The organism is Mycolicibacterium sp. XJ2546 (assembly GCF_053483195.1).
The window spans coordinates 85,629-111,886 of the sequence record NZ_JBEFRW010000009.1; the positions used below are offsets into that span (position 1 = coordinate 85,629).

Below are 26,258 nucleotides of genomic sequence, written 5' to 3' on the forward strand. Positions count from 1 at the left end.
TAATCTACCTAAGGTGCCGAAAATGACGCCTGCCGAGATCATCGCGGTCGACGCCGCGCACGTCTGGCATCCGTACAGCAGGATCGGTGCGGGCGCACAGGCTCCGGTCGTCGCCGTTGGCGCGCGCGGCGCCTGGTTGACGCTGCACCACCGCGGCCGCGACGTCGAGGTGCTCGACGCGATGGCGTCGTGGTGGACCGCCGTCCACGGCCACGGTCACCCGGTGCTGGACGCGGCGATCACCGAGCAGCTCGCCACCATGAACCACGTCATGTTCGGCGGGCTGACCCACGAACCCGCCGCGCGGCTCGCCCAGCTGCTGGTCGAGCTGACACCCGACGGGCTGGACACCGTGTTCTTCAGCGACTCCGGGTCGGTGTCGGTGGAGGTGGCGGCGAAGATGGCGCTGCAGTATTGGCGCAGCATGGGCCGCGCTGCCAAGCACCGGCTGATGACCTGGCGTGGCGGATATCACGGCGACACCTTCACGCCGATGAGCGTCTGCGACCCCGACGGCGGCATGCACCAGCTGTGGACCGATGTGCTCACCCGGCAGGTGTTCGCGCCGCAGGTGCCGTCGGACTACGACCCCGCCTACAGCGAGGTGTTCGAGAAGCAGCTTGCGGGCCACGCCGATGAACTGGCGGCCGTCATCGTCGAACCCGTGGTCCAGGGCGCAGGCGGCATGCGATTCCATGACCCGCGCTATCTGAGCGACCTTCGCGAGATGTGCCGTCGCCACCACGTGCTGTTGATCTTCGACGAGATCGCCACCGGCTTCGGCCGCACCGGCGAACTGTTCGCCGCCGACCACGCTGGGATCACCCCCGACATCATGTGCGTCGGCAAGGCGCTGACGGGCGGTTACATCACGCTGGCGGCCACGCTGTGCACCCGCGAAGTGGCGCAGACGATCGGCGGCTCCGAACCCGGCGCGCTGATGCACGGCCCGACGTTCATGGCCAACGCGCTGGCGTGCGCGGTCGGGGTGGCGTCGGTGGAACTTCTCCGCGACGACGACTGGCGGGCGCGCGTGGGCGCCATCGAGGACGGCCTGCGTTCGGGGCTGGCGCCCGCCGCGACGCTGCCCGGCGTCGCCGACGTCAGGGTGCTGGGCGCGATCGGCGTCATCGAGATGGAAAGCCCCGTGGATCTGGAGGTGGCCACGCCCGTCGCGATCGAGCACGGGGTGTGGCTGCGTCCGTTTCGCAACCTCATCTACGTCATGCCGCCCTACATTTGCACGCCCGAGGAGATCGCGCAGATCTGCTCGGCGATGCTCGCCGTCGCCCGTGCACTAACCTGAACGGTGTTCAATGGTCGGCTCGCCGACGTCTTCAAGTCCCGGGAGGTGCTCAGGTGACGCGCGCAGGTCTATCCCCGCTGGCGTGGCTCGACGACGTCGAGCAGCAGCGCCGCGAGGCCGGGCTGCGGCGGTCGCTGCGCGCCCGAGCACCCGTCGGCACCGAACTGGACCTGGCGTCCAACGACTACCTCGGCCTGTCCCAGCACCCCGACGTCATCGAAGGCGGGGTGGCCGCACTGCGCACCTGGGGCGCCGGATCCACCGGCTCGCGGCTGGTCACCGGCAACACCGAACTGCACGAAGGCTTCGAGCAGGCGCTCGCCGACTTCGTCGGTGCCGAATCGGCCCTGGTGTTCTCCTCGGGCTACACCGCCAACATCGGCGCGGTGGTCTCGCTGTCCGGGGCCGGGTCGCTAGTGGTATCCGATGCGCTGACGCATGCCTCTTTGGTCGACGCCTGCCGGCTCTCGCGGGCCAGGGTGGCGGTCACCCCGCACCGTGACGTCGACGCGGTGGAGGCGGTGCTGACCGGCCGCGACGAGCAGCGCGCGGTGGTGGTCACCGACTCGGTGTTCTCCGCCGACGGTGTGCTGGCCCCGCTGCGGGCGCTGCACGACGTCTGCCGGCGGCACGGCGCGCTGCTGATCGTCGACGAAGCGCACGGGCTGGGGGTGCGCGGCACCGGCGGACGCGGACTGCTGCACGAGGTCGGGTTGGCCGGTGCGCCCGACATCGTGATGACGACGACGCTGTCGAAGGCCCTCGGCAGCCAGGGCGGCGTCGTGCTCGGACCCGCCGCGGTGCGCGACCATCTCATCGACGCGGCGCGGCCGTTCATCTTCGACACCGGCCTGGCGCCCGCGGCCGTCGGGGCGGCGTGGGCGGCGCTGAACGTGTTGATCGCCGAGCCGCAGCGCGCCGACGACGTGCTCGCCCACGCGCAGACGCTGGCGTCGGTGTGCGGCGTGCCGACACGACCGGACTCGGCCGTGGTGTCGGTGGTCCTCGGTGAGCCGGAAGTGGCGTTGGCCGCCGCGGTGGCATGTCTGGACCGCGGGGTGCGGGTCGGCTGTTTTCGCCCGCCGACGGTGCCCGCGGGCACCTCGCGGCTGCGGCTGACGGCCAGGGCGTCGCTCACGGAGCACGAGATTGCGTTGGCGCGTGAGGTTTTGGCCGACGTGCTCGCACAAGCCCGCCGGTGAGCACGCTCGTCATCACCGGGACCGACACCGGCGTCGGAAAGACGGTGGCGACCGCGGCGCTGGCGTGTTCGGCGCGGTTGGCCGGTATCGACGTGGCGGTGTGCAAGCCCGTGCAGACCGGAAGCCGCCGCGACGACGATCTCGCCGACGTGGGCCGGCTGTCCGGGGTGACCGCGCTGCACGGCGGCTGGCGTTATCCGGAACCGTTGGCGCCGCGCGCGGCTGCACAGCGGGCGGCCATGGCGCTGCCCAGCCGCGCGGAACTTTTGGCGTCGGTGCGCGGTGTCGGTGCGCAGTTGGTGCTCGTCGAAGGGGCAGGCGGGCTGCTCGTCGAGCTGGGGGACGACGGAGTCACGTTGCGCGACGTCGCGGCAGATCTCGGCGCGCAGGTGCTCGTCGTCGTCGCTGCCGGGCTCGGTACCCTCAACCACACCGCGTTGACTCTGGAAGCCCTTGCTGCGCAACATGTTTCATGTGCTGGTCTGGTGATCGGCGCGTGGCCGCCAGATCCCGGTACCGCCGAGGAGGGCAACCGTGAGGCGCTGGCGGGGCTGGCGCCGCTGCGCGGTGTGCTGCGCTCTGGCGCGGGGACGATGAGCGCGTCGCAGTTCGAGGCCATGAGCGCGAACGCTTTCGACGCCGACTGGGTCAAAAGCCTGGTTTAGCCATGGTGCATTCCGTTGAGCTGGTGTTCGACGCCGACACCGAGGCAACGATCCGCAGCATCTGGGATCAACTGCGCGAAGCCGACATTCCCAGCCAGGCGCCGGCGAGCAGACCACACGCGACGCTGGTCGTCGCCGAGCGCATCGATCCTGAGGTCGACGCGCTGTTGGCGCCGGTGGCCGCGCGGCTGCCGATGCCGGTGCGGATCGGCGCACCGTTGCTGTTCGGGCGAGCGAAGCTGATCCTGACCCGTCTGCTCGTGCCCACCGTCGGGCTGCTCGAAATGCACGCCGAGGTGTACCAACTGGCGCTACCGCATGTACACCCCGCGCCGATGGCCAACTCGCTTCCTGGGCAGTGGACCCCGCACACCACGCTGGCGCGGCGGGTCGTGCCTGCCCAGATGGGTCGCGCGGTTCGGATCGCGGGGAAACCCGCCGAGATCGAGGGCACCATCGTCGGACTGCGCCGCTGGGTCGGCGAGACCAAGCGCGAATTCGCGATCTGAGGAGTCTGCGTCCTCCGATCGCGGGAGCCGACATTCATCCCCCTAATCAGTCGATCAGCGGAGTGAATTCCTGTCCGTAGCTCGGCACGCTGATGGCAGCGGAAAAATCAGCAATCCTTATCCGGCAGGAGAAACCATGAATTCACGACATTCGACGAAGCGCGCCGCGCGCTGGGCCCTCGCAGCGGTGGCCGCAGCCGCGGCCGCGGGCGCGGCGCAGTTCATCTCGACGGCCATCGCCGCCGCCGACGACAGCACCGATCCGGGTTCGGAAACGTTCGCCTCGAGCGACTTCGACATGACGCCCATCGATCCGCCGTCTGCGACGTTCACCCCGTCTGAGCAGTCGACAGGCGACTTCACCGGTGGCTCCGGTGATCTCGTCGGCGTGCCGAACGGACCGATCAGCGTCGGGAGGGCTCCGTTTACGTTTACCGAGCCGGAAGTCGTCGTGTGGTTCGAGGACCCTGGTGCAGATTCCGGTCCTGGCGTGGCACCCAACCTGGGCGAGTTTTATGAGGTGCTTCCAGACGACGCGGGCTGGTGAGCTTCGCGCACGAGCTCACGTTCGGCGGCGATACCGTTCAGCAGCAGGCGCAACCCGAACGCAAAGCGTGCGTCGGCGTCGTCGCTCAGCACCGACTGCTCGTCGGGCAACTCGGCGCCTGCGGCGTCCCACTGCAACCGCGACTGTTCGTCGACGGTGAAGCCCAGCACGTAGTAGACGACCGTGCGAGCGGCCAGTTCGGCGTGCGTGCCGTCTAGGCCGGCTTCGGCCGCCGCGGCGGCGAGCGACGCCAGAACTTGCTTCATCGCCTCCGACTGACCCGCGGCGAAACTGGCCGACACCAACTCGGCACCGTCGGTATGCGACAGCAGGGCATTCCGCAGCCGGGTGCATACATCGACGACGTCCACGGCAGCAGACACCCCGTCGAGAATCCCGTCGGCCACCGCGCCCAGCAGCTCCTGCTTGTTCGCGAAATGCCAGTACAGCGCGCCGGGGGAGACCTCGAGCTCGCGGGCCAGCCGGCGCATCGTCAGGTCGGCGAGCCCGTAGTTGTCCAGCAGGGCGGCGGCGGCCGCCACCACGTCGCGTTTGGTCAGCTGCACGCCCGTACCCTAACCTGAACAGCGTTCAATTGTCGGCTCGCCGACGTGTTCAAGAAACAGGAGGAGCCCACCGGTGAACGACATTCTGGTTCAGGCGCGCGAACAGGTGCTCGAGCGCGGCGAAGGCCTCGACCAGGACCAGACGTTGCAGGTGCTGCAGCTTCCCGACGACCGGCTCGACGACCTGCTAGCCCTGGCCCACGACGTGCGGATGCGCTGGTGCGGACCCGACGTCGAGGTCGAGGGCATCATCAGCCTCAAGACCGGCGGCTGCCCGGAGGACTGCCACTTCTGTTCGCAGTCAGGACTTTTCGCGTCACCGGTGCGCAGCGCGTGGCTGGATGTGCCGAGCCTGGTGGAGGCGGCCAAGCAGACCGCCAAGACCGGTGCGACGGAGTTCTGCATCGTGGCCGCGGTGCGCGGTCCCGACGAGCGGTTGCTGGCTCAGGTCGCGGCGGGTATCGAGGCGATCCGCAACGAGGTCGACATCCAGATCGCCTGCTCGCTGGGCATGCTCACCAAGGACCAGGTCGATCAGCTCGCCGAGATGGGCGTGCACCGCTACAACCACAACCTCGAGACCGCCCGGTCGCACTTTCCCAACGTCGTCACCACCCACACTTGGGAAGAGCGGTGGGACACGCTGCAGATGGTGCACGACGCCGGCATGGAGGTCTGCTGCGGCGGCATCCTCGGCATGGGCGAAACCCTCGAGCAGCGCGCCGAGTTCGCCGCCAACCTCGCCGAACTCGACCCGCACGAGGTGCCGCTGAACTTCCTCAACCCACGGCCGGGCACCCCGTTTGGAGATCTGGACGTGCTGCCCGCGTCGGAGGCGCTCAAGGCCGTCGCCGCGTTCCGGCTCGCGCTGCCGCGCACCATGCTGCGTTTCGCGGGGGGCCGCGAGATCACGCTGGGCGATCTGGGCGCCAAGAAGGGCATCCTCGGCGGCATCAACGCCGTCATCGTCGGCAATTACCTGACCACGTTGGGCCGCCCGGCCGAGTCCGACCTGGAACTGCTCGACGATCTGCAGATGCCGATCAAGGCGCTCAACGCCACCCTGTAAGACTTCTTGGATGGCGTTCAACGTCTACACCGGCGAACCCGACGGCACCATGGTGCCGACCGCGGCCCAGCTTGGGCTGGAACCGCCCCGGTACTGCGCCGAGTGCGGTCGCCGGATGATCGTTCAGGTGCGCCCCGACGGCTGGTCGGCCAAATGTTCCCGGCACGGCGTCACCGATTCCAAGGACGTGGAGCTGCGATGAGCGCTTGCGCGAAGAGCCGAGGATTGCGATGAGCGCTTGCGCGAAGAGCCGAGGATTGCGATGAATGATGTTGGTGCACCCCGTATTTCACGTCGTCGCGCGGCGGTGATCATCGTCGCCGGGCTGACGTTGGCCGGTGTGGCGGTCGGGGCGCTCTGGGGCTGGCTGGCGCCGGCGATCCACGGCGTCATCGCGCTCACCAAAGACGGGGACCGCATCCGGGCCTACCTCGGCAACGAAGGCGACCATTTCTTCACCGCGGCCTTTCTGCTCCTCGGCATGACCAGCGTCGTCGCGGTGGTGGCCGCAGTGTTGGTCTGGCAGTGGCGCGCGCACCGCGGCCCGATGTTGGCAGCGGCGCTTTCGATCGGTTGCGCGGCCGCCGCTACCGTCGCCGCGGTGGTGGGTGCCGTGCTGGTGCGCATGCGCTACGGGATCATCGACGTCGCGGCGGCACCAGTCTCACCCGAGAACCGCGTCCACTATGTCGTCGAGGCGCCGCCGGTGTTCTTCGGGCATACGCCGCTGCTGATCGCCGTGACGCTGATGTTTCCCGTGGCCACCGCGGCGTTGGTGTACTCACTGATCGCCGTCGCGACCCCGCGCGACGACCTGGGGGCGTGGCCGCCGATCGACGAAGCGCCGGTCGGGTCTGCCCTCACAGCGGGCGGCGCTCCACCGTCCGCCCCGTGATCACCTTGGCGGCGATCTTCACCAACCGCGCCATCCCCACGTAGGTGATCGGGTTCAGCAGCGTCGGCCACTTGGTCCGCACCAGATGCTCGTTGACCGGCCTGCCGTCGAAGCGATCGATCAGCCAGCGCAACGCCATCGGCGCCGACATCGGGTGCAGCAGCATGTGCTCGCTGAACATGTCGCGGTGGTAGGTCACCGAGGCCCCACCAGAGATGTACATCTCGGTCAGCTCATCGATGTCGTCGACGGCCACGATCCGGTCATGCACCGCCTGCACCACCAACACCGGGGGTGTGGGCACCGCCGTGCCGAGCTTGATGCTGTCGAAGACGTTCTTGACCTCGGGCATGTCGAGGATCGCCTCGAGCGGCATATCGACCAGCTTGTCCATGTCCATACCGATCAACCGCAACACCGCGTGTGCAGTGGTCATGTTCTGCACCCGCAGCAGCATCGCCTTGCCCTCGTCGGTGGCGTGCTCCTGGATGACCCGGTCGAGGTCGGGATAGACGTGCGAGAGCGCCGCGACCACCATCGCGGGCAGCCCCGAGTACAGGCTTCCGTTGAGCCTGCGGAAGGCGTGGCCGAGATCGGCGACCGGCGAGCCCAACACGGCGCCGACGATGTTGAGCTCGGGGGCGTACTGGGCGTGCATCTCGGCCGCCCACGCCGACGCCAGACCGCCGCCCGAGTAACCCCACAGCCCGATCGGCGCGGTCGGGGCCAGGCCCAGCCGTTCGCAGCTCACCGCGGCCCGCAGGCCGTCGAGGATGCGGTAGCCCGGCTCGAACGGGGTGCCCCAGATGCCGCGCGAGCCCTCGTGGTCGGGCACCGAAACCGCCCAGCCCTCGGCCAGCGCGGCGGCGATCAGGAAGAACTCGACCTGCGCGAGCGCACCCGGCGCCACGGCCCCGCGGCGCAACGCATACGACGGAAAGCAGCGCGACGTCACCGCGTCGATCGCGCACTGGTACGACAACACCGGAACCACCGGCCGGTCCGTGCGCTCAGCAGGCACGATCACCGTGGTGACGGTCGCCTCCGGGTTTCCGTTCATGTCGGAGGTGCGGTAAAGCACCTGGGTGGCGGTGAACTTCTGCGGGATCAGGCCGAAGAAGGCCAACTCGACGTCGCGGCTGCGCAGCACGGTGCCCGGCGTCGCATGCTGAAAACCAGCCGGTGGTTCATAGAACGGGTCGTCGACAGGCAGTTTCGGGCGGCTACCACCGCGGACCAGGTCCTCGTGCGGTACGCGGCCGATCCACTCGGCACCGGTTGCCGGTGCGGCGCTGCCCAGGTCCATTCGGTCCTTTCTACCTTAAGAAAGCTTTAAGAAGCTAGCCGGGTCAGCCTGGTGGCCGAAGCGCGGCGAACTCGTCGGTTACCCGGTAGCGCGCGTCGGCGAACCTGTACAGCGCCGCGGGCCGCCCGCCGCTGCGACCGGACCGCGCCGTAGTGCCGGTGCGGGTGATGACCTTGCGTCGCTCCAGCACACGTTGCAGGTTCGTCGCGTCGACCTGGTGTCCGAGCGCCGCGTGGTAGATGTCTCGCAACGTGGACAACGCGAATTCCGTTGGCGCCAGGGCGAAGCCGATGTTGGTGTAGGACAGCTTGGCGACCAGTCGGGCGCGGGCGTGCTCGACCATGGGCCCGTGGTCGAACGCCATCTGCGGCAGCGCGCTCACCGGGTGCCAGCGGGTGTCGGGTGGCAGCTCGGGCGTCGCGGGGGAGGGCACCAGGCCGAGGAACGTCGACGCGATGGTGCGCACGCCGGGCACCCGATGGGGATCGGAGAACACCGCCAGCTGCTCGAGGTGAGCAAGTTCACGAAGATCGACTTTTTCGGCCAGTTGCCGGCGAACGGAGCTGGTCAGATCCTCGTCCACGCCCAGCCGGCCACCCGGTAACGACCACTTGCCGCGTTCGGGTGCCAGCGCCCGCTGCCATAACAGCACGTGAAGTCCCGGTTTCTCGGATTCGTCCTGCGGGTGCACACCCCGAACCTGGAACACGACGGCGAGCACTTCATGTGCGGTGTTACCATATTGCATGTTTTCGATTGTAAGTCGAAAACCCCGATACGGGATGGAGGAGACACCGTGACGGTTCTCGACCGTATGCCCGCCAACGATCTGGCCAGCCGGATCACCGACGGCGCGACCGGCTACTCCGGCGTCGACGGCGACGAGCAATGGGCCGCCGAGGTGCGTCGGTTGGCCGATCTGCGGGGCGCGACGCTGTTGGCGCACAACTACCAGCTGCCGGCGATTCAGGAGGTGGCCGACCACGTCGGCGACTCCCTGGCGCTGTCGCGCATCGCCGCCGACGCGCCCGAAGACACCATCGTGTTCTGCGGCGTGCACTTCATGGCCGAGACGGCCAAGATCCTGTCTCCGGACAAGACCGTGCTGATCCCGGACCAGCGCGCCGGCTGTTCTCTGGCCGACTCCATCAGCGCCGACGAGCTACGCGCCTGGAAAGCCGAACACCCTGGGGCCGTGGTCGTTTCCTACGTCAACACCACGGCTGCGGTGAAAGCCGAGACCGACATCTGCTGCACGTCGTCCAACGCGGTCGACGTGATCGAGTCGATTCCGGCCGACCGAGACGTGTTGTTCTGCCCCGACCAGTTTCTGGGCGCCCACGTGCGACGGGTCAGCGGCCGCGAGAACATCCACGTGTGGGCGGGTGAGTGCCACGTGCACGCCGGCATCAACGGTGATGAGCTCGCCGACCAGGCGCGCAGCCATCCGGACGCCGAACTGTTCGTCCATCCCGAATGCGGTTGCGCCACCTCCGCGTTGTACCTGGCCGGTGAGGGCGCATTTCCGCAGGACCGGGTGAAGATCCTGTCCACCGGCGGCATGCTGGAAGCCGCCCGTGAGACCGGCGCGCGGCAGGTGCTGGTGGCCACCGAGGTCGGCATGCTGCACCAGTTGCGGCGGGCCGCACCGCAAGTCGACTTCCAAGCGGTCAACGACCGGGCGTCGTGCAAGTTCATGAAGATGATCACGCCTGCCGCCCTGTTGCGTTGCCTGCTGGAGGGCAAGGACGAGGTCGACGTCGACCCGGAGACGGCGCGGCTGGCGCGGGCCAGCGTGCAGCGGATGATCGAGATCGGCCGGCCCGGCGGCGGCGAATGACGCGTCCCGCGGCCTGCGGCGGGTCGGGCCCCTGGGCGGGCCACTGGCAGCAGCGCGCTGACGTCGTTGTGATCGGCACCGGGGTCGCCGGGCTGGTCGCGGGTCTGGCCGCGCACCGGCTCGGCCGCAAAGTGGTGGTGCTGAGCAAGACTGGCCAGTTGTGGGGGACCACCGCAACCTATTTCGCGCAGGGCGGTATCGCCGTGGTGTTACCGGACGCGCTGCGCGAGGACGGGGATTCGGTCGAGGCGCACGTCGCCGACACACTGGCCGCCGGTGCGGGCCTGTGCGACCCCGAGGCGGTGCGCTCGATCGTGGCGGACGGCTATCGGGCCGTCAGCGACCTGGTCGGCGACGGTGCCCGATTCGACGAAGCTGTGCCGGGGCGGTGGTCGTTGACCCGGGAAGGGGGCCATTCACGCAGGCGGATCATCCACGCGGGGGGAGACGCGACCGGCGCGGAGGTGCAGCGGGCACTCAACGGCGCGGCCGCGGTCCTGGACATCCGACACAACCATGTGGCCGTCGAACTGCTCTGCGATGACGATGCGGTCACCGGGGTGCTGGTGCTCAGCGACGACGGTCCCGGCGTCCTGCACACACCATCGGTGATCCTGGCGACCGGCGGACTGGGCCATCTGTACTCGGCGACCACCAACCCTGCCGGGTCGACCAGTGACGGTGTGGCGCTGGCGATGTGGGCGGGGCTGCCAATCGGCGACCTGGAGTTTGTGCAGTTCCATCCGACCATGCTGTTCGACCGAAACGCCGGCGGTCGACGTCCGCTGATCACCGAGGCGGTCCGCGGCGAAGGCGCTGTTCTGATTGACTCCCAAGGGATTTCGGTCACCGAGGGCGTGCACCCGATGGGGGATCTGGCTCCGCGCGACGTGGTCGCCGGTGCCATCCACGCCCGGCTGGAGGCCACCGGCGACGAGTGTGTGTATCTGGACGCTCGGCGGATCGCCAACTTCACCACCCGGTTTCCGACCGTCACCGCCGCCTGCCGGGCCGCCGGTATCGACCCCACCGTTGAGCCCATTCCGGTGGTTCCCGGCGCGCACTACAGCTGCGGCGGCGTCCTCACGGACGTGCACGGCCGCACCGACATCGCGGGCCTGTTCGCCGCGGGTGAGGTGGCCTGTACCGGCATGCACGGCGCGAACCGGCTGGCGTCCAACAGCCTGCTCGAGGGACTGGTGGTCGGCGGTCGCGCCGGAAACGCCGCTGCCGCACATGCTCTGACGGCCGGACCGGTGACGGCACAGCCGCCTGAGCCGGTGACACGGTGCGCACTGCGGCGCGTGGACCTGCAAGCAGCGATGTCACGCCACGCGTCGGTGATGCGCGACGCAGACGGCCTCGGCGTGCTGGCAGCGCAGCTGGAGGACGCGCCGCAGCGCGCCATCCGCTCGCGCACCGATTTCGAGGATGTCGCGCTGAGCACGACTGCGGGTGCCCTGGCCTCGGCGGCCTTGGCCCGCACCGAATCCCGCGGCTGCCACCATCGGCGTGACCATCCGGCCACCGATCCCGCGCTGACGCGCAGCCTGGTTGCCGCGGCGGCGTACTGCTGATGGAACTGACCGCCGACGAGTTGACCGAGGCGCGCCGGGTGATCGCCCGCGCGCTCGAGGAGGACCTGCGCTACGGCGCCGACGTCACCACACTAGCCACGGTTCCCGCCGATGCGACGACGACCGCGTCGATGGTCGTCCGCGAGGCGGGGGTGATCGCCGGTGTGGATGTCGCGCTGCTGGCGTTCGACGAGGTGCTCGGCGCGGACGGATACCAGGTGTCGCACCGGGCGGCCGATGGGACACGGGTGGAACCCGGCGCCGCCGTGCTGACCGTCGAGGCGCCGACTCGGGGCCTGCTGACGGCCGAACGGACGACGCTGAACCTGGTATGCCATTTGTCGGGTATCGCGACGGCCACCGCGGCGTGGGTGGATGCGGTGTCCGGGACGAAGGCCAAGATCCGCGACACCCGCAAGACGCTGCCGGGTCTTCGTGCCCTGCAGAAGTACGCGGTGCGCGTCGGCGGCGGCGTCAACCACCGCATGGGTCTGGGCGACGCAGCGTTGATCAAGGACAACCACGTGGCGGCCGCCGGTTCAGTGGTCGCCGCGCTGCGGGCCGTACGCGCGGCCGCACCGGGGCTGCCGTGTGAAGTCGAGGTTGATTCGCTCGAACAACTCGATGAAATCCTGGCCGAGGATCTCGGCGATGAAGCGCTGGTGCTTCTCGACAACTTCCCGGTGTGGCAGACGCAGATTGCCGTGCAGCGCCGCGACTCCCGTTCGCCGGCAACCAAACTCGAGTCCTCCGGCGGATTGTCGCTGGCAACCGCCGCCGAGTATGCGGGCACCGGAGTCGACTATCTGGCCGTGGGCGCGCTCACGCACTCGGTGTCGGTTCTCGACATCGGCCTGGACATCTAGGCGATATCGGCGACGAGCACACCCATTTTCTTGGCCTGCAGGCGGGCCGGAAACGGCAGGCCTTCCGCGTCGCCGCCGGCCGGCACGATCCGCGGATTGACGATGCGGATCGTACGCGAGCCGAAGACCACCTCGGCCTCGTCGGCAGCGAGCACGTTCTTCACCCAGTCCGTCTTGCCGTGGCCCAGCACGATGGCAACGGTGTTGTCCTTGCGGAACGGGGTGATGACGGTCTCATAGGTCTTCCCGGACTTGCGGCCGCGGTGGCGGATCTTGGCAAGGCCGGGCAGAAACCGCGCCATCCGTTTGACAACCGGGTTCATGTACTTGATCTGCAGGCGCTCGAACGCCGGCGGATAAACCATCGGAACGCCCGGAGCGTGGTTGGGGTGATCCTTGGCGGACATGAACGTTGAGATTACGTGACGATGCCCGCCCCACAAGGGGACGGGCATCGCCATTTTGGTGCGGTGTCAGCCGATGGGACAACTACTCATCGGAGTCGCTGCTATCCGTGCTGTCCGCGCTATCGGCGCTGTCGCTGCCATCGTTGCCGTCCGGGCCATCGCTGCCATCGTTGCCGAAGATGCCACCGGAACCGCCGTTGCCGCCGTTGCCGCCGGTCGAATCGCCACCGCTGGCATTTCCGCCGCTGGCACCGTTGCCACCGTCGGAGAAGAAGCCGCCGTTGCCGCCGTCACCACCGTTACCGCCGTTGGTGTTGCCGCCCGCGGACGTGGCGTTGCCGGCGTTGCCGCCGTTACCGCCATCGCCGACGAACCCGCCGCTGCCGCCGTCACCACCGTTGCCGCCGGCGGATGTGCCGGTGGTTGAGGTGGAGTGACCGGCGTTGCCGCCGCTGCCGCCGCCGCCGAAGAAGTCGGCGTTGCCCGCGTCGCCGGCGTCGCCGCCGGTAGCCGCGCCGGTGCCGACAGCGTTGGCGTTGCCGCCATCACCGCCGTCACCACCACCGATGGTGCCGTTGGCGCCGTCGGCGCCGGTGCCGCCAGTGGCCGTGCCGGTGCCGAGTGTCTGGGCGTCGCCGCCGTCGCCACCGGAGCCGCCGGTCCCGACGAATCCGCCCTGGCCGGCCGCGCCGCCGTTGCCACCGGTCGCATCGCCGACGAGAACGCCGAGATCGTCGCCGCCGTCGCCGCCGTTGCCGCCGTTACCGAAGAAGCCGCCGTTGCCACCGGCGCCGCCGTTCTGAGCGGGACCGATCCCGAGGAGTCCATTGGCACCGTTGCCACCGTTGCCGCCATTGCCGCCGAAGAGGCCGGCGTTGCCGCCATTGCCGGCGGGGATGAGAAGACCGTCGATCTCGGTCGGGCTGTAGCCGTCGCCACCGCTGCCGAACAGGAAACCGCCGTTGAAGCCGTCGGGGTGCAGCGCGTTGCCATCGGCGCCGTTGCCGATCATGCCGAAGGTGAACACCAACGTCAGCGGGTTGTCGAGGATGGGATTGAACAAGTTCACCGCATCGCCCGGGTTGAACGCGAGAGCCTGCGGCGCACCGCCGTCGCCGACCAAGCTGCCCCCCGCGAAATCACAGAACAGTGGGCAATCAAGCGGTGCGGCCTGGGCCGTACCGACCGAGCCGAAACCGACGAATGCCGCGGCCATGGCCCCGCCAGCCATTGCGCCGCCAACCGCGCGCCGGACGTTGGTACCTCGTGCAGCTGCGCGGTGTTTACCGACAGAAGTTGCAGTGGACATGTTTCTCCCCTTCATGAAATGGATCACGCACCCGACCCCCGCCGATTACCATTCGCGCAACCGTGGACCGATTTTCTTCAGCCCCCAACGTCTGGTCTTCACACAGCTAATCGATGAATGCCGGTTGGGAACATATTGACAGTTCTGAAGAGCAAAGGCCAGCAACTTGGCCAAATCAGATTCAGAATTTTTCGCAAACCGTTCTGACGTGCTGACACAGCCGTTGATTTCCTAGTGGTCGCTTGCTGCGCGCGACGTTGTCGAGTCTGGCGCATGAGCCTGTGGCGACTATCCGTCCCGACCTCGGTGTTACTAAAAACGCAGGTAGACACGTAGAGTCTGGACGGTCCTGCAAAGGTCTGCAACGCCAAGGGGCCCGTAGGGGTGCCCAGTCGGCCGGCGGCTGGTCCCGTCGGAGTGTTCGCTGGCGCACCCTTTCGTCGCCGGCAAGTTACGCGTCCGGTAACTAGAACCATCTAAATGTTCGTTATTTGGCTAACGGTCAAGATCAGCTACTTTCAAGCGAAACTATCTCTTCTAGCAATGCTAGCTAACTGATCTTGATAGCCAGGAAATTGGCAAATTATTCCTGCACGAGTTTGCTGAAATTGCGTCGGGCTTCGCATTTCCCGGTCAGAGAGCAACAACAGACGCCACCGGGTTCTTGCCGTATTCGTCATTTGCTGCACGCGTGACGCAGTTTCTGCGTACTCGCCGACCCAACTTCGCAGTCGAGCCGGGCGCGGTCGCTACGATCGGCCGCATGTCTGAAGCATCGGGGTCGTCAAGAAGTTTCATCGTTTCGGTCGCGGCGTTGGTCGTCGCGCTTGTCGCAGGGGGTCTCGCCGTCTGGGCGTTGATGAAGGAACCGGAGCAGCCGCCGCAGTCCACGTCGCTGTTCGCCGGCACGCCCACCGACGACCCCAAGGCCAGCATCTGCCAGACCTTCGCCGTCGTGCGCAACGGCGTACAGATCAACACCAACCTTGAACCCCCCGGCGGACCGGAAGACGTCACCGGCTCACTGGCGGTCGCGGCCAACGCCCGCCTCGCGCTCTACGACGGCGGCCAGTACTTGCTGGCCCGGCTGCAGCCCGACACCCCACAGGAGCTTGCGGACGCCGTGCGGACGTTCGCCAACCATCTGATGGACATCGGTTCGCGCTCCACCGCAGGCATCCCCAACACCGATCCCGAACAGACCGCGCGGTTGCAGGAGGCTGATGCCGCCAGCAACAAGCTCATCGAACTGTGCCAGTAAGCGCCTGCTCTAGCTGACCGCAGAGCCTTGCCGTTGCCGCGGCGATATCGATTTGGCCTGTTCTGGGACAATGGCAGGGTGAGCGCATCGTCCCCGGATACCTCCCCGGATGCCAAGGCCACCGCGATGGCCACCGCGATGGCGCGCATCGACCTGCGCGGCGCCGAACTTTCGGCTGCCCGGTTACGCTCGGCCCTGCCCAGGGGCGGTGTCGATGTCGACGCTGTGGTGCCCAAGGTCCGTCCGATCGTCGATGCGATAGCCGCACGCGGCGCTGAAGCGGCCCTGCAATACGGCGAATCGTTCGACGATGTGCGTCCCGACCGGGTACGGGTGCCGCACGAGCGTCTGCAGGCGGCGCTGGCCGAACTCGACCCCGAGGTACGCACCGCGCTCGAGGTGGCCATCGACCGTGCTCGCGCCGTGCACGCCGACCAGCGTCGCAGCGATACGACGACGACGCTGGCCCCCGGCGCGGCGGTCACCGAGCGCTGGGTGCCCGTCGAACGAGTCGGGCTGTATGTGCCGGGCGGCAACGCTGTTTACCCCTCCAGCGTGGTGATGAACGTCGTGCCGGCGCAGACGGCCGGGGTGGCTTCCCTGGTGATCGCCAGCCCGCCGCAGTCGGAGCCCGGACCCTTCCGTGGCCTGCCGCACCCCACGATCCTGGCCGCCGCCGCGCTGCTCGGGGTCGACGAGGTGTGGGCGGTCGGCGGTGCACAGGCCGTCGCGCTGCTGGCCTACGGCGGAGCGGACACCGACGGTGCCGAGTTGGCCCCCGTCGACATGATCACCGGGCCCGGAAACATCTACGTCACCGCCGCCAAGCGCATCTGCCGGTCCCAGGTCGGCATCGACGCCGAGGCGGGTCCGACCGAGATCGCGATCCTCGCCGACCACACCGCCGATCCCGCGCATGTCGCCGCGGACTTGATCAGCCAGGCCGAGCACGATGAGATGGCCGCCAGCGTGCTGGTCACCCCCGACGTGGCGCTGGCCGACGCCACCGAGCGTGCGCTTGCCACCCAGCTCGAGACCACAGTGCACCGCGCCCGGGTGACAGCCGCGCTCGGCGGCAGGCAGTCGGCGATCGTGCTCGTCGACGACCTCGACGCGGCCATCCGCACGGTCAACGCGTACGCCGCCGAGCACCTGGAGATCCAGACCGCCGACGCGCGCGCCGTCGCACAGCGAATCCGTTCGGCCGGCGCGATTTTCGTCGGGCCCTACGCACCGGTCAGCCTCGGCGACTATTGCGCGGGGTCGAACCACGTGCTGCCCACGGCAGGCTGCGCACGGCACTCCAGTGGCCTTTCGGTGCAGACTTTTCTGCGCGGCATCCACGTCGTCGACTACGACGAGACTGCGCTCAAGGACGTCTCCGGATACGTCATCACGCTGGCCGAGGCCGAAAACCTGCCCGCGCACGGCGAAGCGGTGCGGCGGAGGTTCGAAACGTGACGCTAGCCAAGAACGTCACGCTCGACGACTTGCCGCTGCGCGACGATCTGCGCGGCAAGTCGCCCTACGGGGCACCGCAGTTGGACGTTCCGGTCCGGCTCAACACGAACGAAAACCCGCATCCGCCGACCAAGGCGCTCGTCGACGACGTGACGGTTTCGGTCCACGCGGTCGCCGGCGAATTGAACCGGTATCCGGACCGCGACGCGGTCGCGCTGCGCGCCGACCTGGCCGCGTACCTCACCGTGCAGACCGGTACCGCGCTGAGCATGGAAAACCTCTGGGCCGCCAATGGGTCCAACGAGATCCTGCAGCAGCTGCTGCAGGCCTTCGGCGGCCCGGGCCGCAGGGCGATCGGTTTCGTGCCGTCCTACTCGATGCACCCGATCATCGCCGACGGCACCCAGACGACGTGGCTGGTGGCCAACCGGGCCGCCGACTTCAGCCTCGACGCCGACGCCGCCGTCGCGGCCATCAGGACGCACCGACCGGACATCGTTTTCCTCGCGAGCCCGAACAATCCGTCGGGACAGAGCATTACGCTCGACCAGCTGCGTCTGCTGCTGGAGGCCACACCGGCAGGGGTCGTCATCGTCGACGAGGCTTACGGCGAGTTCTCCTCGCAGCCCAGCGCGGTCAACCTCATCGACGACTATCCGACCAAGCTCGTCGTCACCCGCACCATGAGCAAGGCCTTCGCTTTCGCCGGCGGGCGACTCGGATATTTGGCGGCCGCGCCTGCGGTGATCGAGGCGCTGCTGCTGGTCCGGTTGCCGTATCACCTCTCGTCGATCACCCAGGCCGCCGCGCGTGCCGCGCTGCGCCACGCCGACGACACCCTCGGCAGCGTCGCCGAGCTGATCGCCGAACGTAACCGCGTGACAGCGGCGTTGGGCAGCATGGGGTTTCGCGTCATCCCCAGCGACGCCAACTTCGTGCTGTTCGGCGAGTTCGCCGACGCGCCCGCGACCTGGCAGCGCTATCTGGACGCCGGGGTGTTGATCCGCGACGTCGGCATCCCCGGATACCTGCGCTCGACCATCGGTCTGGCCGAAGAGAACGACGCGCTGCTGACCGCCAGCGCCCGAATAGGAGCATCGTGACCGAACCCGTGCGCGCGCCACGCCGCGCGAAAATCGAACGCAAGACCAAGGAATCCGACATCACCGTCGAGCTCGACCTCGACGGCTCCGGCCGCGTCGACGTGAAAACCGGCGTGCCGTTCTACGACCACATGCTCACCTCGCTGGGCAGCCATGCCAGCTTCGACCTGACCGTGCGCGCCGACGGCGACGTCGAGATCGAAGGCCACCACACCATCGAGGACACCGCGATCGTGCTGGGCCAGGCGCTGGGTCAGGCGCTGGGCGACAAGAAGGGCATTCGCCGCTTCGGCGACGCCTGGATCCCGATGGACGAAACCCTGGCCCACGCCGCCGTCGACGTCTCCGGTCGGCCCTACTGCGTGCACACCGGTGAGCCCGAGCACATGCTGCACACCACGATCGCCGGCTCAGAAGTGCCGTACCACACCGTGATCAACCGGCACGTGTTCGAGACCTTGGCTTCCAACGCCCGCATCGCGCTGCACGTGCGCACCATCTACGGCCGAGATCCGCACCACATCACCGAGGCGCAGTTCAAGGCCGTCGCCCGCGCGTTGCGTCAGGCAACCGAATACGACCCGCGGGTCAGCGGGGTGCCGTCCACCAAAGGGCTGCTATGAGCACCAAAGCACATTCGCGGCACCGCCGCGTCGTCATCCTCGACTACGGTTCGGGCAACCTGCGCTCCGCGCAACGGGCACTCGAGCGCGTCGGTGCCGACGTCACGGTGACCTCAGACACCCAGGCCGCCGAGAACGCCGACGGTCTCGTCGTTCCGGGTGTCGGCGCATTCGAAACCTGCATGACGGGGCTGCGCCGAATCGGCGGTGAGAAGGTCATCGCCGGTCGGGTGGCGGCGGGCCGCCCGGTGCTCGGGGTGTGCGTCGGCATGCAGATCCTGTTCAGCCGCGGCGTCGAGTTCGGCAACGAAAGCGAGGGCTGCTGCCAATGGCCAGGCGCGGTCGTGCGGCTCGACGCCCCGGTCATACCGCACATGGGCTGGAACGTCGTCGACGCGCCGCAGGGCACCCGGCTGTTTGACGGGCTGGACGCCGAAACCCGCTTCTACTTCGTGCACTCCTACGCCGCGCAGCAATGGGAAGGTCGGCCCGACGCGCAGTTGACGTGGGCCACCCACCACGTCCCGTTCCTGGCCGCGGTCGAGGACGGAGCGTTGTCGGCGACACAGTTTCACCCCGAGAAGAGCGGGGACGCCGGTGCCGCGTTGCTGACCAACTGGGTCAGGGGGCTAGGTTGACCGATGTGTCGAAGCGACTGATCCTCCTTCCCGCCGTAGACGTCGTCGAGGGCCGCGCGGTGCGCCTGGTACAGGGCCAGGCCGGCAGCGAAACCGAATACGGTTCGGCGCTCGACGCGGCGATGACGTGGCAACGCGACGGCGCGGAGTGGATCCACCTGGTCGATCTCGACGCGGCGTTCGGCCGCGGCAGCAACCGGGAACTGCTCGCCGAAGTGGTCGGCAAGCTCGACGTCGCGGTGGAGCTGTCCGGCGGCATCCGCGACGACGAATCGTTGGCCGCCGCGCTGGCCACCGGGTGCGCCCGCGTCAACCTCGGGACCGCCGCGCTGGAGGACCCGACGTGGTGCGCCGGCGTCGTTGCAGAACACGGCGACCGCGTCGCGGTCGGGTTGGACGTGAAGATCGACCCCTCCTCGCCTGGCGGCGCGCACCGGTTGCGCGGGCGCGGCTGGGAAACCGACGGCGGGGAGCTTTGGGAAGTGCTGGAACGCCTTGACCGCGAAGGATGTTCACGCTTCGTGGTCACCGACGTCACCAAAGACGGCACGCTCAAAGGCCCTAACCTCGAGTTGCTCGGGCAGGTCACCGAACGCACCGAGGCCCCGGTGATCGCGTCCGGCGGCGTCTCGAGCCTCGACGACCTTCGGGCCATCGCGACCCTGACCGACCGTGGCGTGGAAGGCGCGATCGTCGGCAAGGCGCTATATGCCGGGCGGTTCACGCTGCCGGAGGCGCTGGCCGCGGTGAGGTCGTAGATGGCGCTTGACACAACCGAACTCGACAGGCTCGTGACTGAGGCCACTGCGATCCTCGACGATGCGGCCAAGCCGTTCATCGAAGGCCACCGCGCGGAATCCGCTGTGCAGAAGAAGGGCAACGACTTCGCCACCGAGGTGGATTTGGCCATCGAACGGCAGGTGGTCGAGGCGCTGAGAGCCAACACCGGCATCGACGTGCACGGCGAGGAATTCGGTGGCGCCGACCTGGATTCGTCGCTGGTGTGGGTGCTTGACCCGATCGACGGCACATTCAACTACGCGGCCGGATCTCCGCTCGCCGCGATCCTGCTGGGCCTGCTGCAGGATGGTAAGCCGGTGGCCGGTCTGACGTGGCTGCCGTTCACCGGTGAACGGCTCACCGGCGTCCAGGGTGGACCGCTGCGCTACAACGGCGTCGAGCAGAACCGGCTGCAACCCGGCGAACTCGACGACTCCATCGTCGGGGTTAGCACCTTCAACGTCGACTCACGCGGCAGGGTTCCCGGACGGTACCGCCTCGCGATCATCGAAAGCCTGAGCCGGAAATGCTCGAGGCTGCGGATGCACGGCGCGACGGGTATCGACCTCGCCTACACCGCCGCGGGCATCCTCGGCGGCGCAGTCAGTTTCAGTGGCCACGTGTGGGACCACGCCGCCGGGATCGCACTGGTGGAGGCCGCCGGCGGCATCGCCACCGACCTGGCCGGAAACGAATGGACAGCGCAGTCACCGTCGGTGCTGGTCGGAGCGCCCCGCGTGCACGGGCGGCTGCTCGAACTAGTCCAATCGGTCGGTGAAGCCAAGGATTACTGATGAACCCCAAAGACCTTGCGGTGCGGATCATCCCGTGTCTCGATGTTGACGACGGCCGGGTGGTCAAGGGTGTCAACTTCGAAAACCTGCGCGACGCAGGCGATCCGGTCGAGCTGGCCGCCGTCTACGATGCCGAAGGCGCCGACGAGCTGACGTTCCTCGATGTCACGGCGTCGTCGTCGGGCCGGGCCACCATGCTGGAGGTCGTCAAGCAGACGGCCGAGCAGGTGTTCATTCCGCTGACCGTCGGCGGCGGGGTGCGGTCGGTGGCCGACGTGGACGCGCTGCTGCGGGCCGGCGCTGACAAGGTCTCGGTCAACACCGCCGCGATCGCCAACCCCGAACTGCTGGCCGAGTTGTCGCGTCAATTCGGGTCGCAGTGCATCGTGCTGTCCGTCGATGCCCGCACGGTTCCGCAGGGCGAGCAGCCGACATCGTCGGGTTGGGAGGTCACCACACACGGCGGCCGACGCGGCACCGGCATCGACGCCGTTGAATGGGCCTCTCGCGGGGCCGAACTCGGCGTCGGTGAGATCCTGCTGAACTCAATGGACTGCGACGGCACCAAGGCGGGTTTCGATCTGCCGATGATCAAGGCCGTCCGCGGGGCGGTCACCGTGCCGGTGATCGCCAGCGGTGGTGCCGGGGCGGTGGAGCATTTCGCACCCGCGGTGGCCGCCGGCGCCGATGCCGTGTTGGCGGCCAGCGTGTTTCACTTCCGCGAACTGACTATCGCCGAGGTGAAGGCGGCGATGGCGGCCGAAGGGATCGTGGTGCGATGAGCGCTTGCGCGAAGAGCCGAGGGTACAGGTGAGCAGCCTGGATCCGCGGATCGCGGCGCGGCTAAAACGCGACGCCAACGGCCTGTTCGTCGCTGTGGCGCAGGAACGCAGCACCGGTCAGGTGCTCATGGTGGCGTGGATGAACGACGACGCGCTGGCCCGCACGCTGGAAACCCGTGAAGCGACGTACTATTCGCGCTCACGCGGCGAACAGTGGATCAAGGGTGCGACGTCGGGCCACACCCAGTACGTGCACTCGGTGCGGCTGGACTGCGACGGAGACACTGTGCTGCTGCAGGTCGATCAGGTCGGCGCGGCCTGCCACACCGGCGCTCACACCTGCTTTGACGCCGACGAGCTGCTCGGGCCCGCATGACCGAAGCAGAGCCCGCGACCGCCGTCGCAATAAAGGGATCGGGTATCGAACCGCCGGTCGACCCGGGGGTGCGTCGGGCGTTCTGGTGGCTGGAGCGCATCGCGCCCGTCATCGGGTCGCGATGGGCGGTCGAACTGTGGTGCACCCCGCCGGTGATGGATTTTGACCTCCGCCTGCCGCCAGGTGTCGCCCCCGGCGAGCCGCTGGAAGCGCACTGGGACGGCCATCGGATCGTGGGCGAATCGTGGGGCGAGGGGCCACCGGTCTATCTCGTGCATGGCTGGGGCGGGCGACGCCCGCATTTGGGCATGTTCATCAAACCGCTCGTCGAATCCGGCCACCGGGTGATCGCGTTCGACCTGCCCAGCCACAACGAGTCCGGAGCGGGGGCGCTCAAGCCCGGGCGCACCACGCTCATCGAGTGCGCAGAAGCGGTACGGGCCATGATCGGAGAACACGGCCCGGCGCGAGCGGTGATCGCTCATTCCCTCGGCGCCAACGCGACCACGTTCGCGGTCGCGGATGGCGCGCAAGTCGAGCGTCTGGTGTATCTGGCGCCGATGGGCGAATTCCCGCTCTACCTTGATCTTTTCGCTGTACGCCACGGCTTTGGTCCGCGCATCCGCGCGGGCCTGCATCGGCGTCTGGAACGTCGCATCGACATGGCGCTACACGAAACCAACATGACCGTCGTCGGCGCCCCCACCGGCTATCCGCCGCTGTTGCTCATCCATGATCCGGACGACCCGGACACGCCCTACGAGACGAGCGAACGGGTCGTCGCGTCCTGGCCGGGCGCACGGCTGATGACCACCAAGGGTCTGGGCAGATTGGCGCATTACCGGCTGCTGCGGCATCGCCCCGCGATCCGCGCGGCGGTCGACTTCATCGGCCCTGCTTCACCGTGAGCGGGTCATGCTGACTGGCGCTGCCTGAGCACTTCGAGGGCTTTGTCGGCGTGGCTGTCCATACTGACCTCGGAGGCGATCACGGCGAGCACAGTGCGGTCGCTGTCGATGACGAAGGTGGTGCGCTTGACCGGCATGAACTTTCCGAGCAGGCCGCGCTTTACGCCGAACTGCTCGGCTACGGTGCCGTCGGCGTCCGAAAGCAGCGGATAGTCGAATCCCTCTTTGTCGGCGAACTTGGCCTGCTTGTCGACGGGATCCGTACTGATCCCGACCCGGCTAGCGCCGACCGCGGCGAATTCGGCCGCCAGGTCGCGGAAGTGGCACGCCTCCTTGGTGCAGCCCGGGGTCATCGCGGCGGGATAGAAGAACAGCACGATGGGCCCGTCGGCCAGTAGCTCGGTGAGGCTGCGGACGGTGCCCGTCTGGTCCGGCAGTTGGAAGTCGGCAACTTTGTCACCCTTTTTCATGCACGTCACGCTACGCCCTATCGCCAGGCCGACGTTTTGGTTGGTTTCGGGCGACCAGATCGACCATTGCGTCGGTTTCGAGGAGAGAATATTCGGCGATGCCCGAGACCATCGATATCCACGCGTTCATATCCGACGGCTACCTCAAGCTCGAGCAGGCGGCGCCGCGCGAGACCGGCGATGCGGCGCGAGACCTGCTGTGGCGTCAACTCGGGCTGTCCCCGCAGGACCCAAACGGATGGTCGGAACCGGTGCGGTGGGCCGTCGACCCGGCCGGCGCGGGCCCGTTCGGCGAGCTGCTGAAAAGCCCGACGCTGGCCGCCGCGCTGGATCGCATCTGCGGTGTCGGCGGGTGGCAGCCGCGCGGCACATTGGGCAACATCCCGGTGCGCTTTCCGGTCGCCCCCGCCGCCGACGACCGCGGCTGGCATATCGACGCGAACACACCGCTACCGGACGGGGCGTGGGCGGTCACCGGGCGTCCGCATACGATGCTGCTGCTCACCCTGCTCTCCGACGTCGGACCACACGACGCGCCGACGCGCATCCGGGTCGGGTCACACCGCGACGTGGCCAAAGCCCTCGGGCCCGAACCGGTCGACTTCACCGAGATGGGCGCGCTGGTGGACCGCGTCAGCACCGGACGCGACGTGGCGTACGCGACCGGGGCGCCCGGCGATATGTACCTGCTGCACCCGTTCACCGCACATGCCGCCGACGAGCACCGCGGCACCACCCCACGGTTCATGGCCCAGTCACCCGTCGTGCTCACCAGCCCCCTGACACCGGCGTCGTCCTCGGCCCTGGGCTGCGTCTGGGAGGATTGACAGGTGCCAACCACCGCCAGCCTGTCCGTGACCACGTCGCGCGAAGATTTCCGGGCGCTGGCCGGCGAGCACCGGGTGGTGCCGGTGACACGCAAGGTGCTCGCCGACAGCGAGACGCCGCTGTCGGCCTACCGCAAGCTCGCCGCCAACCGGCCGGGAACGTTTCTGCTCGAGTCGGCCGAGAACGGCCGGTCCTGGTCGCGCTGGTCGTTCATCGGCGCGGGCGCCCCGTCGGCGCTGACGGTGCGCGACGGGGAAGCGGTATGGCTGGGCACCACACCGCAGGACGCGCCCAGCGGCGGCGACCCGCTGGCGGCGCTGGCCGCGACACTGACACTGCTCGAAACCGAACCCCTGCCGGGTCTACCGCCGCTGTCGAGCGGTCTGGTCGGCTTTTTCGCCTACGACATGGTGCGCCGCCTCGAGAAGCTGCCGTCGCTGGCGGTCGACGACCTCGGCCTGCCCGACATGCTGCTGCTGCTGGCCACCGACATCGCCGCCGTCGACCACCACGAGGGCACCATCACGCTGATCGCCAACGCGGTGAACTGGAACGGCACCGACGAACGCGTCGACTGGGCCTACGACGACGCGGTCAAGCGCCTCGACGTGATGACCGCGGCGCTCTCCGAGCATCTGCCGTCGACGGTGGCCACGTTCAGCCGGCCCCAGCCGCGGCACCGCTCGCAGCGCACACTCGAGGAGTACACCGCGATCGTCGACAAGCTCGTCGGCGACATCGAAGCCGGTGAGGCGTTCCAGGTGGTGCCGTCGCAGCGGTTCGAGATGGACACCGACGCCGACCCGCTCGACGTGTACCGGATGCTGCGGGTGACCAACCCGAGCCCGTACATGTACCTGGTCAACGTGCCCAACGCCGATGGCGGGCTGGATTTTTCGGTGGTGGGCTCGAGTCCGGAGGCGTTGGTGACGGTCAAGGACGGCCGCGCCACCACGCACCCGATCGCAGGCACGCGGTGGCGCGGGGCGAGCGAGGAGGAGGACCTGCTGCTCGAAAAGGAGTTGCTGGCCGACGACAAGGAACGCGCCGAACACCTGATGCTCGTCGACCTCGGCCGCAACGATCTGGGCCGGGTCTGCACGCCCGGGACCGTGCGGGTCGAGGACTACAGCCACATCGAGCGTTACAGCCACGTCATGCATCTGGTGTCGACGGTTACCGGGCTGCTCACCGACGGCAAGACCGCGTTGGACGCGGTGACGGCGTGCTTTCCGGCAGGCACGCTGTCGGGGGCGCCGAAAGTGCGTGCGATGGAGCTCATCGAAGAGGTTGAAAAGACCCGCCGCGGCCTCTACGGCGGCGTGCTGGGCTACCTGGATTTCGCGGGCAACGCCGACTTCGCGATCGCGATCCGCACCGCGCTGATGCGCAACGGCACCGCCTACGTGCAGGCCGGCGGGGGAGTCGTGGCGGACTCGAACGGGCCCTACGAGTACACCGAGGCGGCCAACAAGGCCCGCGCGGTGCTCAACGCCATCGCCGCCGCCGAAACCCTGGCCGAGCCGTGATCCGGATCGCCCAGGTCGCCCTCGTGCTCGCCGCGGCCGCGCTGTGGGGTGCGTCGCGCATGACGTGGGTCGAGGTGACATCGTTCGACGGTCTGGGACAGCCCAAGACCGTCGCGCTGTCCGGCGCCCAGTGGTCGACGGCGGTGGTGCCGCTGGCCGTGCTTTTGGTGGCCGCTGCTGTCGCGGTGTTGGCGGTGCGGGGCTGGCCGCTGCGGTTGCTGGCGCTGCTGGTCGCGGCCAGCAGCGGTGGAATGGCTTATCTGGCGATCACCCTGTGGACGACGGCCGACGTCGCGGTACGCGCGTCGCACATCGCCGAGGCGCCCGTCGCACACCTGATCGGCAGCCAGCGCCACTACGGGGGCGCGGTGCTTACGTTGGTCGCCGCGGTGGTCACGCTCGTCGCCGCGGTGCTGCTCCTGCGGTCGGCGACCACGAAACGCTCCGGTGTGTCCCGCTACACGCGCCGGGCCGCGGCGCCGTCCAAGGAGCCCGGTGACGAAATGTCCGAACGCAGGATCTGGGACGCCCTCGATCAGGGCGCCGATCCGACGCGCGACCCGGCCGATCCAGAGACCAAGGGCCGGTGATCGACGGTGGCGTGCGGCCGGTACCCTTCGATGCAGACCATTGGGCGCGAC

The 26,258-nt window shown here is 68.4% G+C and carries 30 protein-coding genes; 24 read left to right on the forward strand and 6 right to left on the reverse strand.

The window, feature by feature from the left end:
- Positions 1 to 13: 13 nt before the first annotated feature.
- The 5 genes from ABQE44_RS16290 to ABQE44_RS16310 all read left to right on the forward strand — a co-directional run bounded on the left by ABQE44_RS16290 (position 14) and on the right by ABQE44_RS16310 (position 4,229).
- A complete protein-coding gene (locus ABQE44_RS16290; protein WP_448430833.1) occupies positions 14 to 1,306 on the forward strand; it encodes an adenosylmethionine--8-amino-7-oxononanoate transaminase in 1,293 nt (430 codons plus the stop codon).
- Positions 1,307 to 1,359: 53 nt separating this feature from the next.
- Positions 1,360 to 2,508 (forward strand): 8-amino-7-oxononanoate synthase, encoded by a 1,149-nt coding sequence (locus ABQE44_RS16295; protein WP_448430835.1) that lies wholly within the window; start codon positions 1,360 to 1,362, stop codon positions 2,506 to 2,508.
- On the forward strand, positions 2,505 to 3,173 hold the full coding sequence (gene bioD / locus ABQE44_RS16300) for a dethiobiotin synthase (protein WP_448430837.1): 669 nt from the start codon (positions 2,505 to 2,507) through the stop codon (positions 3,171 to 3,173). Before ABQE44_RS16295 ends, bioD begins: the two co-directional genes overlap by 4 nt.
- 2 nt (positions 3,174 to 3,175) lie before the next feature.
- Positions 3,176 to 3,682, forward strand: coding sequence for a 2'-5' RNA ligase family protein (locus ABQE44_RS16305; protein ID WP_448430839.1), 507 nt, complete (start codon positions 3,176 to 3,178; stop codon positions 3,680 to 3,682).
- 136 nt (positions 3,683 to 3,818) lie between these two features.
- Entirely contained in the window at positions 3,819 to 4,229 is a 411-nt protein-coding gene (locus ABQE44_RS16310; RefSeq protein WP_448430840.1) for a hypothetical protein, read from the forward strand.
- Here ABQE44_RS16310 and ABQE44_RS16315 read toward each other — a convergent pair.
- Positions 4,196 to 4,795 (reverse strand): TetR/AcrR family transcriptional regulator, encoded by a 600-nt coding sequence (locus ABQE44_RS16315; protein ID WP_448430842.1) that lies wholly within the window; start codon positions 4,793 to 4,795, stop codon positions 4,196 to 4,198. The genes ABQE44_RS16310 and ABQE44_RS16315 overlap by 34 nt on opposite strands.
- Before the next feature lie 73 nt (positions 4,796 to 4,868).
- Between ABQE44_RS16315 and bioB the strand changes: the two genes are divergently transcribed.
- Genes bioB through ABQE44_RS16330 form a run of 3 tightly spaced genes read left to right on the forward strand, consistent with a single transcriptional unit; the run spans position 4,869 to position 6,759 of the window.
- On the forward strand, positions 4,869 to 5,864 hold the full coding sequence (bioB, locus tag ABQE44_RS16320) for a biotin synthase BioB (protein WP_448430844.1): 996 nt from the start codon (positions 4,869 to 4,871) through the stop codon (positions 5,862 to 5,864).
- Between the two features lie 10 nt (positions 5,865 to 5,874).
- Positions 5,875 to 6,066, forward strand: coding sequence for a biotin synthase auxiliary protein BsaP (gene bsaP, locus ABQE44_RS16325; protein WP_448394395.1), 192 nt, complete (start codon positions 5,875 to 5,877; stop codon positions 6,064 to 6,066).
- Positions 6,067 to 6,126: 60 nt separating this feature from the next.
- A complete protein-coding gene (locus tag ABQE44_RS16330) occupies positions 6,127 to 6,759 on the forward strand; it encodes a DUF2567 domain-containing protein (protein WP_448430846.1) in 633 nt (210 codons plus the stop codon).
- Here the strand turns inward: ABQE44_RS16330 and ABQE44_RS16335 are convergent.
- Entirely contained in the window at positions 6,725 to 8,065 is a 1,341-nt protein-coding gene (locus ABQE44_RS16335) for a lipase family protein (protein ID WP_448430848.1), read from the reverse strand. The genes ABQE44_RS16330 and ABQE44_RS16335 overlap by 35 nt on opposite strands.
- A gap of 43 nt (positions 8,066 to 8,108) precedes the next feature.
- Positions 8,109 to 8,813: an NUDIX hydrolase gene (locus ABQE44_RS16340; RefSeq protein WP_448394398.1), complete on the reverse strand. Its 705-nt coding sequence runs from the start codon at positions 8,811 to 8,813 to the stop codon at positions 8,109 to 8,111.
- Between the two features lie 66 nt (positions 8,814 to 8,879).
- Between ABQE44_RS16340 and nadA the strand changes: the two genes are divergently transcribed.
- From nadA to nadC, 3 genes are read left to right on the forward strand one after another with little or no spacing between them, the layout of a single operon-like run.
- Positions 8,880 to 9,905, forward strand: a complete 1,026-nt coding sequence (gene nadA, locus ABQE44_RS16345; RefSeq protein WP_448394498.1) for a quinolinate synthase NadA — start codon at positions 8,880 to 8,882, stop codon at positions 9,903 to 9,905.
- Positions 9,902 to 11,482: an L-aspartate oxidase gene (locus tag ABQE44_RS16350; protein ID WP_448394399.1), complete on the forward strand. Its 1,581-nt coding sequence runs from the start codon at positions 9,902 to 9,904 to the stop codon at positions 11,480 to 11,482. The genes nadA and ABQE44_RS16350 overlap by 4 nt, the downstream gene beginning before the upstream one ends.
- Complete coding sequence (gene nadC, locus ABQE44_RS16355; RefSeq protein ID WP_448394400.1) at positions 11,482 to 12,348, forward strand: carboxylating nicotinate-nucleotide diphosphorylase; 867 nt, start codon at positions 11,482 to 11,484, stop codon at positions 12,346 to 12,348. Before ABQE44_RS16350 ends, nadC begins: the two co-directional genes overlap by 1 nt.
- On the opposite strand, the gene ABQE44_RS16360 is transcribed toward nadC, so the two are convergent.
- Together ABQE44_RS16360 and ABQE44_RS16365 are read right to left on the reverse strand one after the other, a co-directional pair.
- Positions 12,345 to 12,755 carry a nitroreductase family deazaflavin-dependent oxidoreductase gene (locus ABQE44_RS16360; RefSeq protein WP_448394401.1) on the reverse strand — a complete coding sequence of 137 codons (411 nt, stop codon included), beginning with the start codon at positions 12,753 to 12,755 and terminating at the stop codon, positions 12,345 to 12,347. The genes nadC and ABQE44_RS16360 overlap by 4 nt on opposite strands.
- An 82-nt stretch (positions 12,756 to 12,837) precedes the next feature.
- The gene (locus tag ABQE44_RS16365) at positions 12,838 to 13,971 is read right to left on the reverse strand and encodes a PGRS repeat-containing protein (protein ID WP_448430850.1); all 1,134 of its coding nucleotides are present in this window, start codon (positions 13,969 to 13,971) and stop codon (positions 12,838 to 12,840) included.
- 856 nt (positions 13,972 to 14,827) lie between these two features.
- On the opposite strand from ABQE44_RS16365, the gene ABQE44_RS16370 reads away from it, so the two are divergent.
- The 10 genes from ABQE44_RS16370 (at position 14,828) to ABQE44_RS16415 (ending at position 22,790) form a co-directional block, all read left to right on the forward strand.
- Entirely contained in the window at positions 14,828 to 15,325 is a 498-nt protein-coding gene (locus ABQE44_RS16370) for a hypothetical protein (RefSeq protein WP_448394403.1), read from the forward strand.
- 138 nt (positions 15,326 to 15,463) lie between these two features.
- Complete coding sequence (gene hisD, locus ABQE44_RS16375) at positions 15,464 to 16,786, forward strand: histidinol dehydrogenase (protein WP_448394499.1); 1,323 nt, start codon at positions 15,464 to 15,466, stop codon at positions 16,784 to 16,786.
- Positions 16,783 to 17,889 (forward strand): histidinol-phosphate transaminase, encoded by a 1,107-nt coding sequence (locus ABQE44_RS16380; protein WP_448430852.1) that lies wholly within the window; start codon positions 16,783 to 16,785, stop codon positions 17,887 to 17,889. Before hisD ends, ABQE44_RS16380 begins: the two co-directional genes overlap by 4 nt.
- Positions 17,886 to 18,512, forward strand: a complete 627-nt coding sequence (hisB, locus tag ABQE44_RS16385; protein WP_448394405.1) for an imidazoleglycerol-phosphate dehydratase HisB — start codon at positions 17,886 to 17,888, stop codon at positions 18,510 to 18,512. Before ABQE44_RS16380 ends, hisB begins: the two co-directional genes overlap by 4 nt.
- Positions 18,509 to 19,150 (forward strand): imidazole glycerol phosphate synthase subunit HisH, encoded by a 642-nt coding sequence (hisH, locus tag ABQE44_RS16390; RefSeq protein WP_448430854.1) that lies wholly within the window; start codon positions 18,509 to 18,511, stop codon positions 19,148 to 19,150. Before hisB ends, hisH begins: the two co-directional genes overlap by 4 nt.
- 5 nt (positions 19,151 to 19,155) lie before the next feature.
- Positions 19,156 to 19,908, forward strand: coding sequence for a bifunctional 1-(5-phosphoribosyl)-5-((5-phosphoribosylamino)methylideneamino)imidazole-4-carboxamide isomerase/phosphoribosylanthranilate isomerase PriA (priA, locus tag ABQE44_RS16395; RefSeq protein WP_448394407.1), 753 nt, complete (start codon positions 19,156 to 19,158; stop codon positions 19,906 to 19,908).
- Positions 19,909 to 20,724, forward strand: a complete 816-nt coding sequence (locus ABQE44_RS16400) for an inositol monophosphatase family protein (protein ID WP_448430856.1) — start codon at positions 19,909 to 19,911, stop codon at positions 20,722 to 20,724.
- Positions 20,724 to 21,506, forward strand: coding sequence for an imidazole glycerol phosphate synthase subunit HisF (hisF, locus tag ABQE44_RS16405; RefSeq protein ID WP_448394409.1), 783 nt, complete (start codon positions 20,724 to 20,726; stop codon positions 21,504 to 21,506). Before ABQE44_RS16400 ends, hisF begins: the two co-directional genes overlap by 1 nt.
- Before the next feature lie 28 nt (positions 21,507 to 21,534).
- Positions 21,535 to 21,882: a phosphoribosyl-AMP cyclohydrolase gene (gene hisI / locus ABQE44_RS16410; protein WP_448430857.1), complete on the forward strand. Its 348-nt coding sequence runs from the start codon at positions 21,535 to 21,537 to the stop codon at positions 21,880 to 21,882.
- Complete coding sequence (locus tag ABQE44_RS16415; RefSeq protein ID WP_448430859.1) at positions 21,879 to 22,790, forward strand: alpha/beta fold hydrolase; 912 nt, start codon at positions 21,879 to 21,881, stop codon at positions 22,788 to 22,790. The genes hisI and ABQE44_RS16415 overlap by 4 nt, the downstream gene beginning before the upstream one ends.
- A 5-nt stretch (positions 22,791 to 22,795) precedes the next feature.
- Here the strand turns inward: ABQE44_RS16415 and ABQE44_RS16420 are convergent, their stop codons facing one another.
- Complete coding sequence (locus ABQE44_RS16420) at positions 22,796 to 23,260, reverse strand: peroxiredoxin (protein ID WP_448394412.1); 465 nt, start codon at positions 23,258 to 23,260, stop codon at positions 22,796 to 22,798.
- A gap of 98 nt (positions 23,261 to 23,358) precedes the next feature.
- Between ABQE44_RS16420 and ABQE44_RS16425 the strand changes: the two genes are divergently transcribed.
- From ABQE44_RS16425 to ABQE44_RS16435, 3 genes are read left to right on the forward strand one after another with little or no spacing between them, the layout of a single operon-like run.
- Complete coding sequence (locus ABQE44_RS16425; protein ID WP_448394413.1) at positions 23,359 to 24,087, forward strand: phytanoyl-CoA dioxygenase family protein; 729 nt, start codon at positions 23,359 to 23,361, stop codon at positions 24,085 to 24,087.
- A 3-nt stretch (positions 24,088 to 24,090) separates the two neighbouring features.
- On the forward strand, positions 24,091 to 25,617 hold the full coding sequence (locus tag ABQE44_RS16430) for an anthranilate synthase component I (RefSeq protein ID WP_448394414.1): 1,527 nt from the start codon (positions 24,091 to 24,093) through the stop codon (positions 25,615 to 25,617).
- Positions 25,614 to 26,207, forward strand: a complete 594-nt coding sequence (locus tag ABQE44_RS16435; RefSeq protein WP_448430861.1) for a TIGR02234 family membrane protein — start codon at positions 25,614 to 25,616, stop codon at positions 26,205 to 26,207. The genes ABQE44_RS16430 and ABQE44_RS16435 overlap by 4 nt, the downstream gene beginning before the upstream one ends.
- The last annotated feature ends 51 nt before the right edge of the window (positions 26,208 to 26,258 follow it).

What these genes read in the sequence shown, in the direction of transcription:
- ABQE44_RS16305 (WP_448430839.1), top strand. Translation starts at nt 3,176, where the DNA reads ATGGTGCATTCCGTTGAGCTGGTGTTCGACGCCGACACCGAGGCAACG.
- ABQE44_RS16310 (WP_448430840.1), top strand. Translation starts at nt 3,819, where the DNA reads ATGAATTCACGACATTCGACGAAGCGCGCCGCGCGCTGGGCCCTCGCA.
- bsaP (WP_448394395.1), top strand. Translation starts at nt 5,875, where the DNA reads ATGGCGTTCAACGTCTACACCGGCGAACCCGACGGCACCATGGTGCCG.
- ABQE44_RS16330 (WP_448430846.1), top strand. Translation starts at nt 6,127, where the DNA reads ATGAATGATGTTGGTGCACCCCGTATTTCACGTCGTCGCGCGGCGGTG.
- ABQE44_RS16335 (WP_448430848.1), bottom strand. Translation starts at nt 8,065, where the DNA reads ATGGACCTGGGCAGCGCCGCACCGGCAACCGGTGCCGAGTGGATCGGC.
- ABQE44_RS16340 (WP_448394398.1), bottom strand. Translation starts at nt 8,813, where the DNA reads ATGCAATATGGTAACACCGCACATGAAGTGCTCGCCGTCGTGTTCCAG.
- nadA (WP_448394498.1), top strand. Translation starts at nt 8,880, where the DNA reads ATGCCCGCCAACGATCTGGCCAGCCGGATCACCGACGGCGCGACCGGC.
- ABQE44_RS16350 (WP_448394399.1), top strand. Translation starts at nt 9,902, where the DNA reads ATGACGCGTCCCGCGGCCTGCGGCGGGTCGGGCCCCTGGGCGGGCCAC.
- nadC (WP_448394400.1), top strand. Translation starts at nt 11,482, where the DNA reads ATGGAACTGACCGCCGACGAGTTGACCGAGGCGCGCCGGGTGATCGCC.
- ABQE44_RS16360 (WP_448394401.1), bottom strand. Translation starts at nt 12,755, where the DNA reads ATGTCCGCCAAGGATCACCCCAACCACGCTCCGGGCGTTCCGATGGTT.
- ABQE44_RS16365 (WP_448430850.1), bottom strand. Translation starts at nt 13,971, where the DNA reads ATGGCCGCGGCATTCGTCGGTTTCGGCTCGGTCGGTACGGCCCAGGCC.
- ABQE44_RS16370 (WP_448394403.1), top strand. Translation starts at nt 14,828, where the DNA reads ATGTCTGAAGCATCGGGGTCGTCAAGAAGTTTCATCGTTTCGGTCGCG.
- hisD (WP_448394499.1), top strand. Translation starts at nt 15,464, where the DNA reads ATGGCGCGCATCGACCTGCGCGGCGCCGAACTTTCGGCTGCCCGGTTA.
- hisH (WP_448430854.1), top strand. Translation starts at nt 18,509, where the DNA reads ATGAGCACCAAAGCACATTCGCGGCACCGCCGCGTCGTCATCCTCGAC.
- ABQE44_RS16400 (WP_448430856.1), top strand. Translation starts at nt 19,909, where the DNA reads ATGGCGCTTGACACAACCGAACTCGACAGGCTCGTGACTGAGGCCACT.
- hisF (WP_448394409.1), top strand. Translation starts at nt 20,724, where the DNA reads ATGAACCCCAAAGACCTTGCGGTGCGGATCATCCCGTGTCTCGATGTT.
- ABQE44_RS16415 (WP_448430859.1), top strand. Translation starts at nt 21,879, where the DNA reads ATGACCGAAGCAGAGCCCGCGACCGCCGTCGCAATAAAGGGATCGGGT.
- ABQE44_RS16420 (WP_448394412.1), bottom strand. Translation starts at nt 23,260, where the DNA reads ATGAAAAAGGGTGACAAAGTTGCCGACTTCCAACTGCCGGACCAGACG.
- ABQE44_RS16425 (WP_448394413.1), top strand. Translation starts at nt 23,359, where the DNA reads ATGCCCGAGACCATCGATATCCACGCGTTCATATCCGACGGCTACCTC.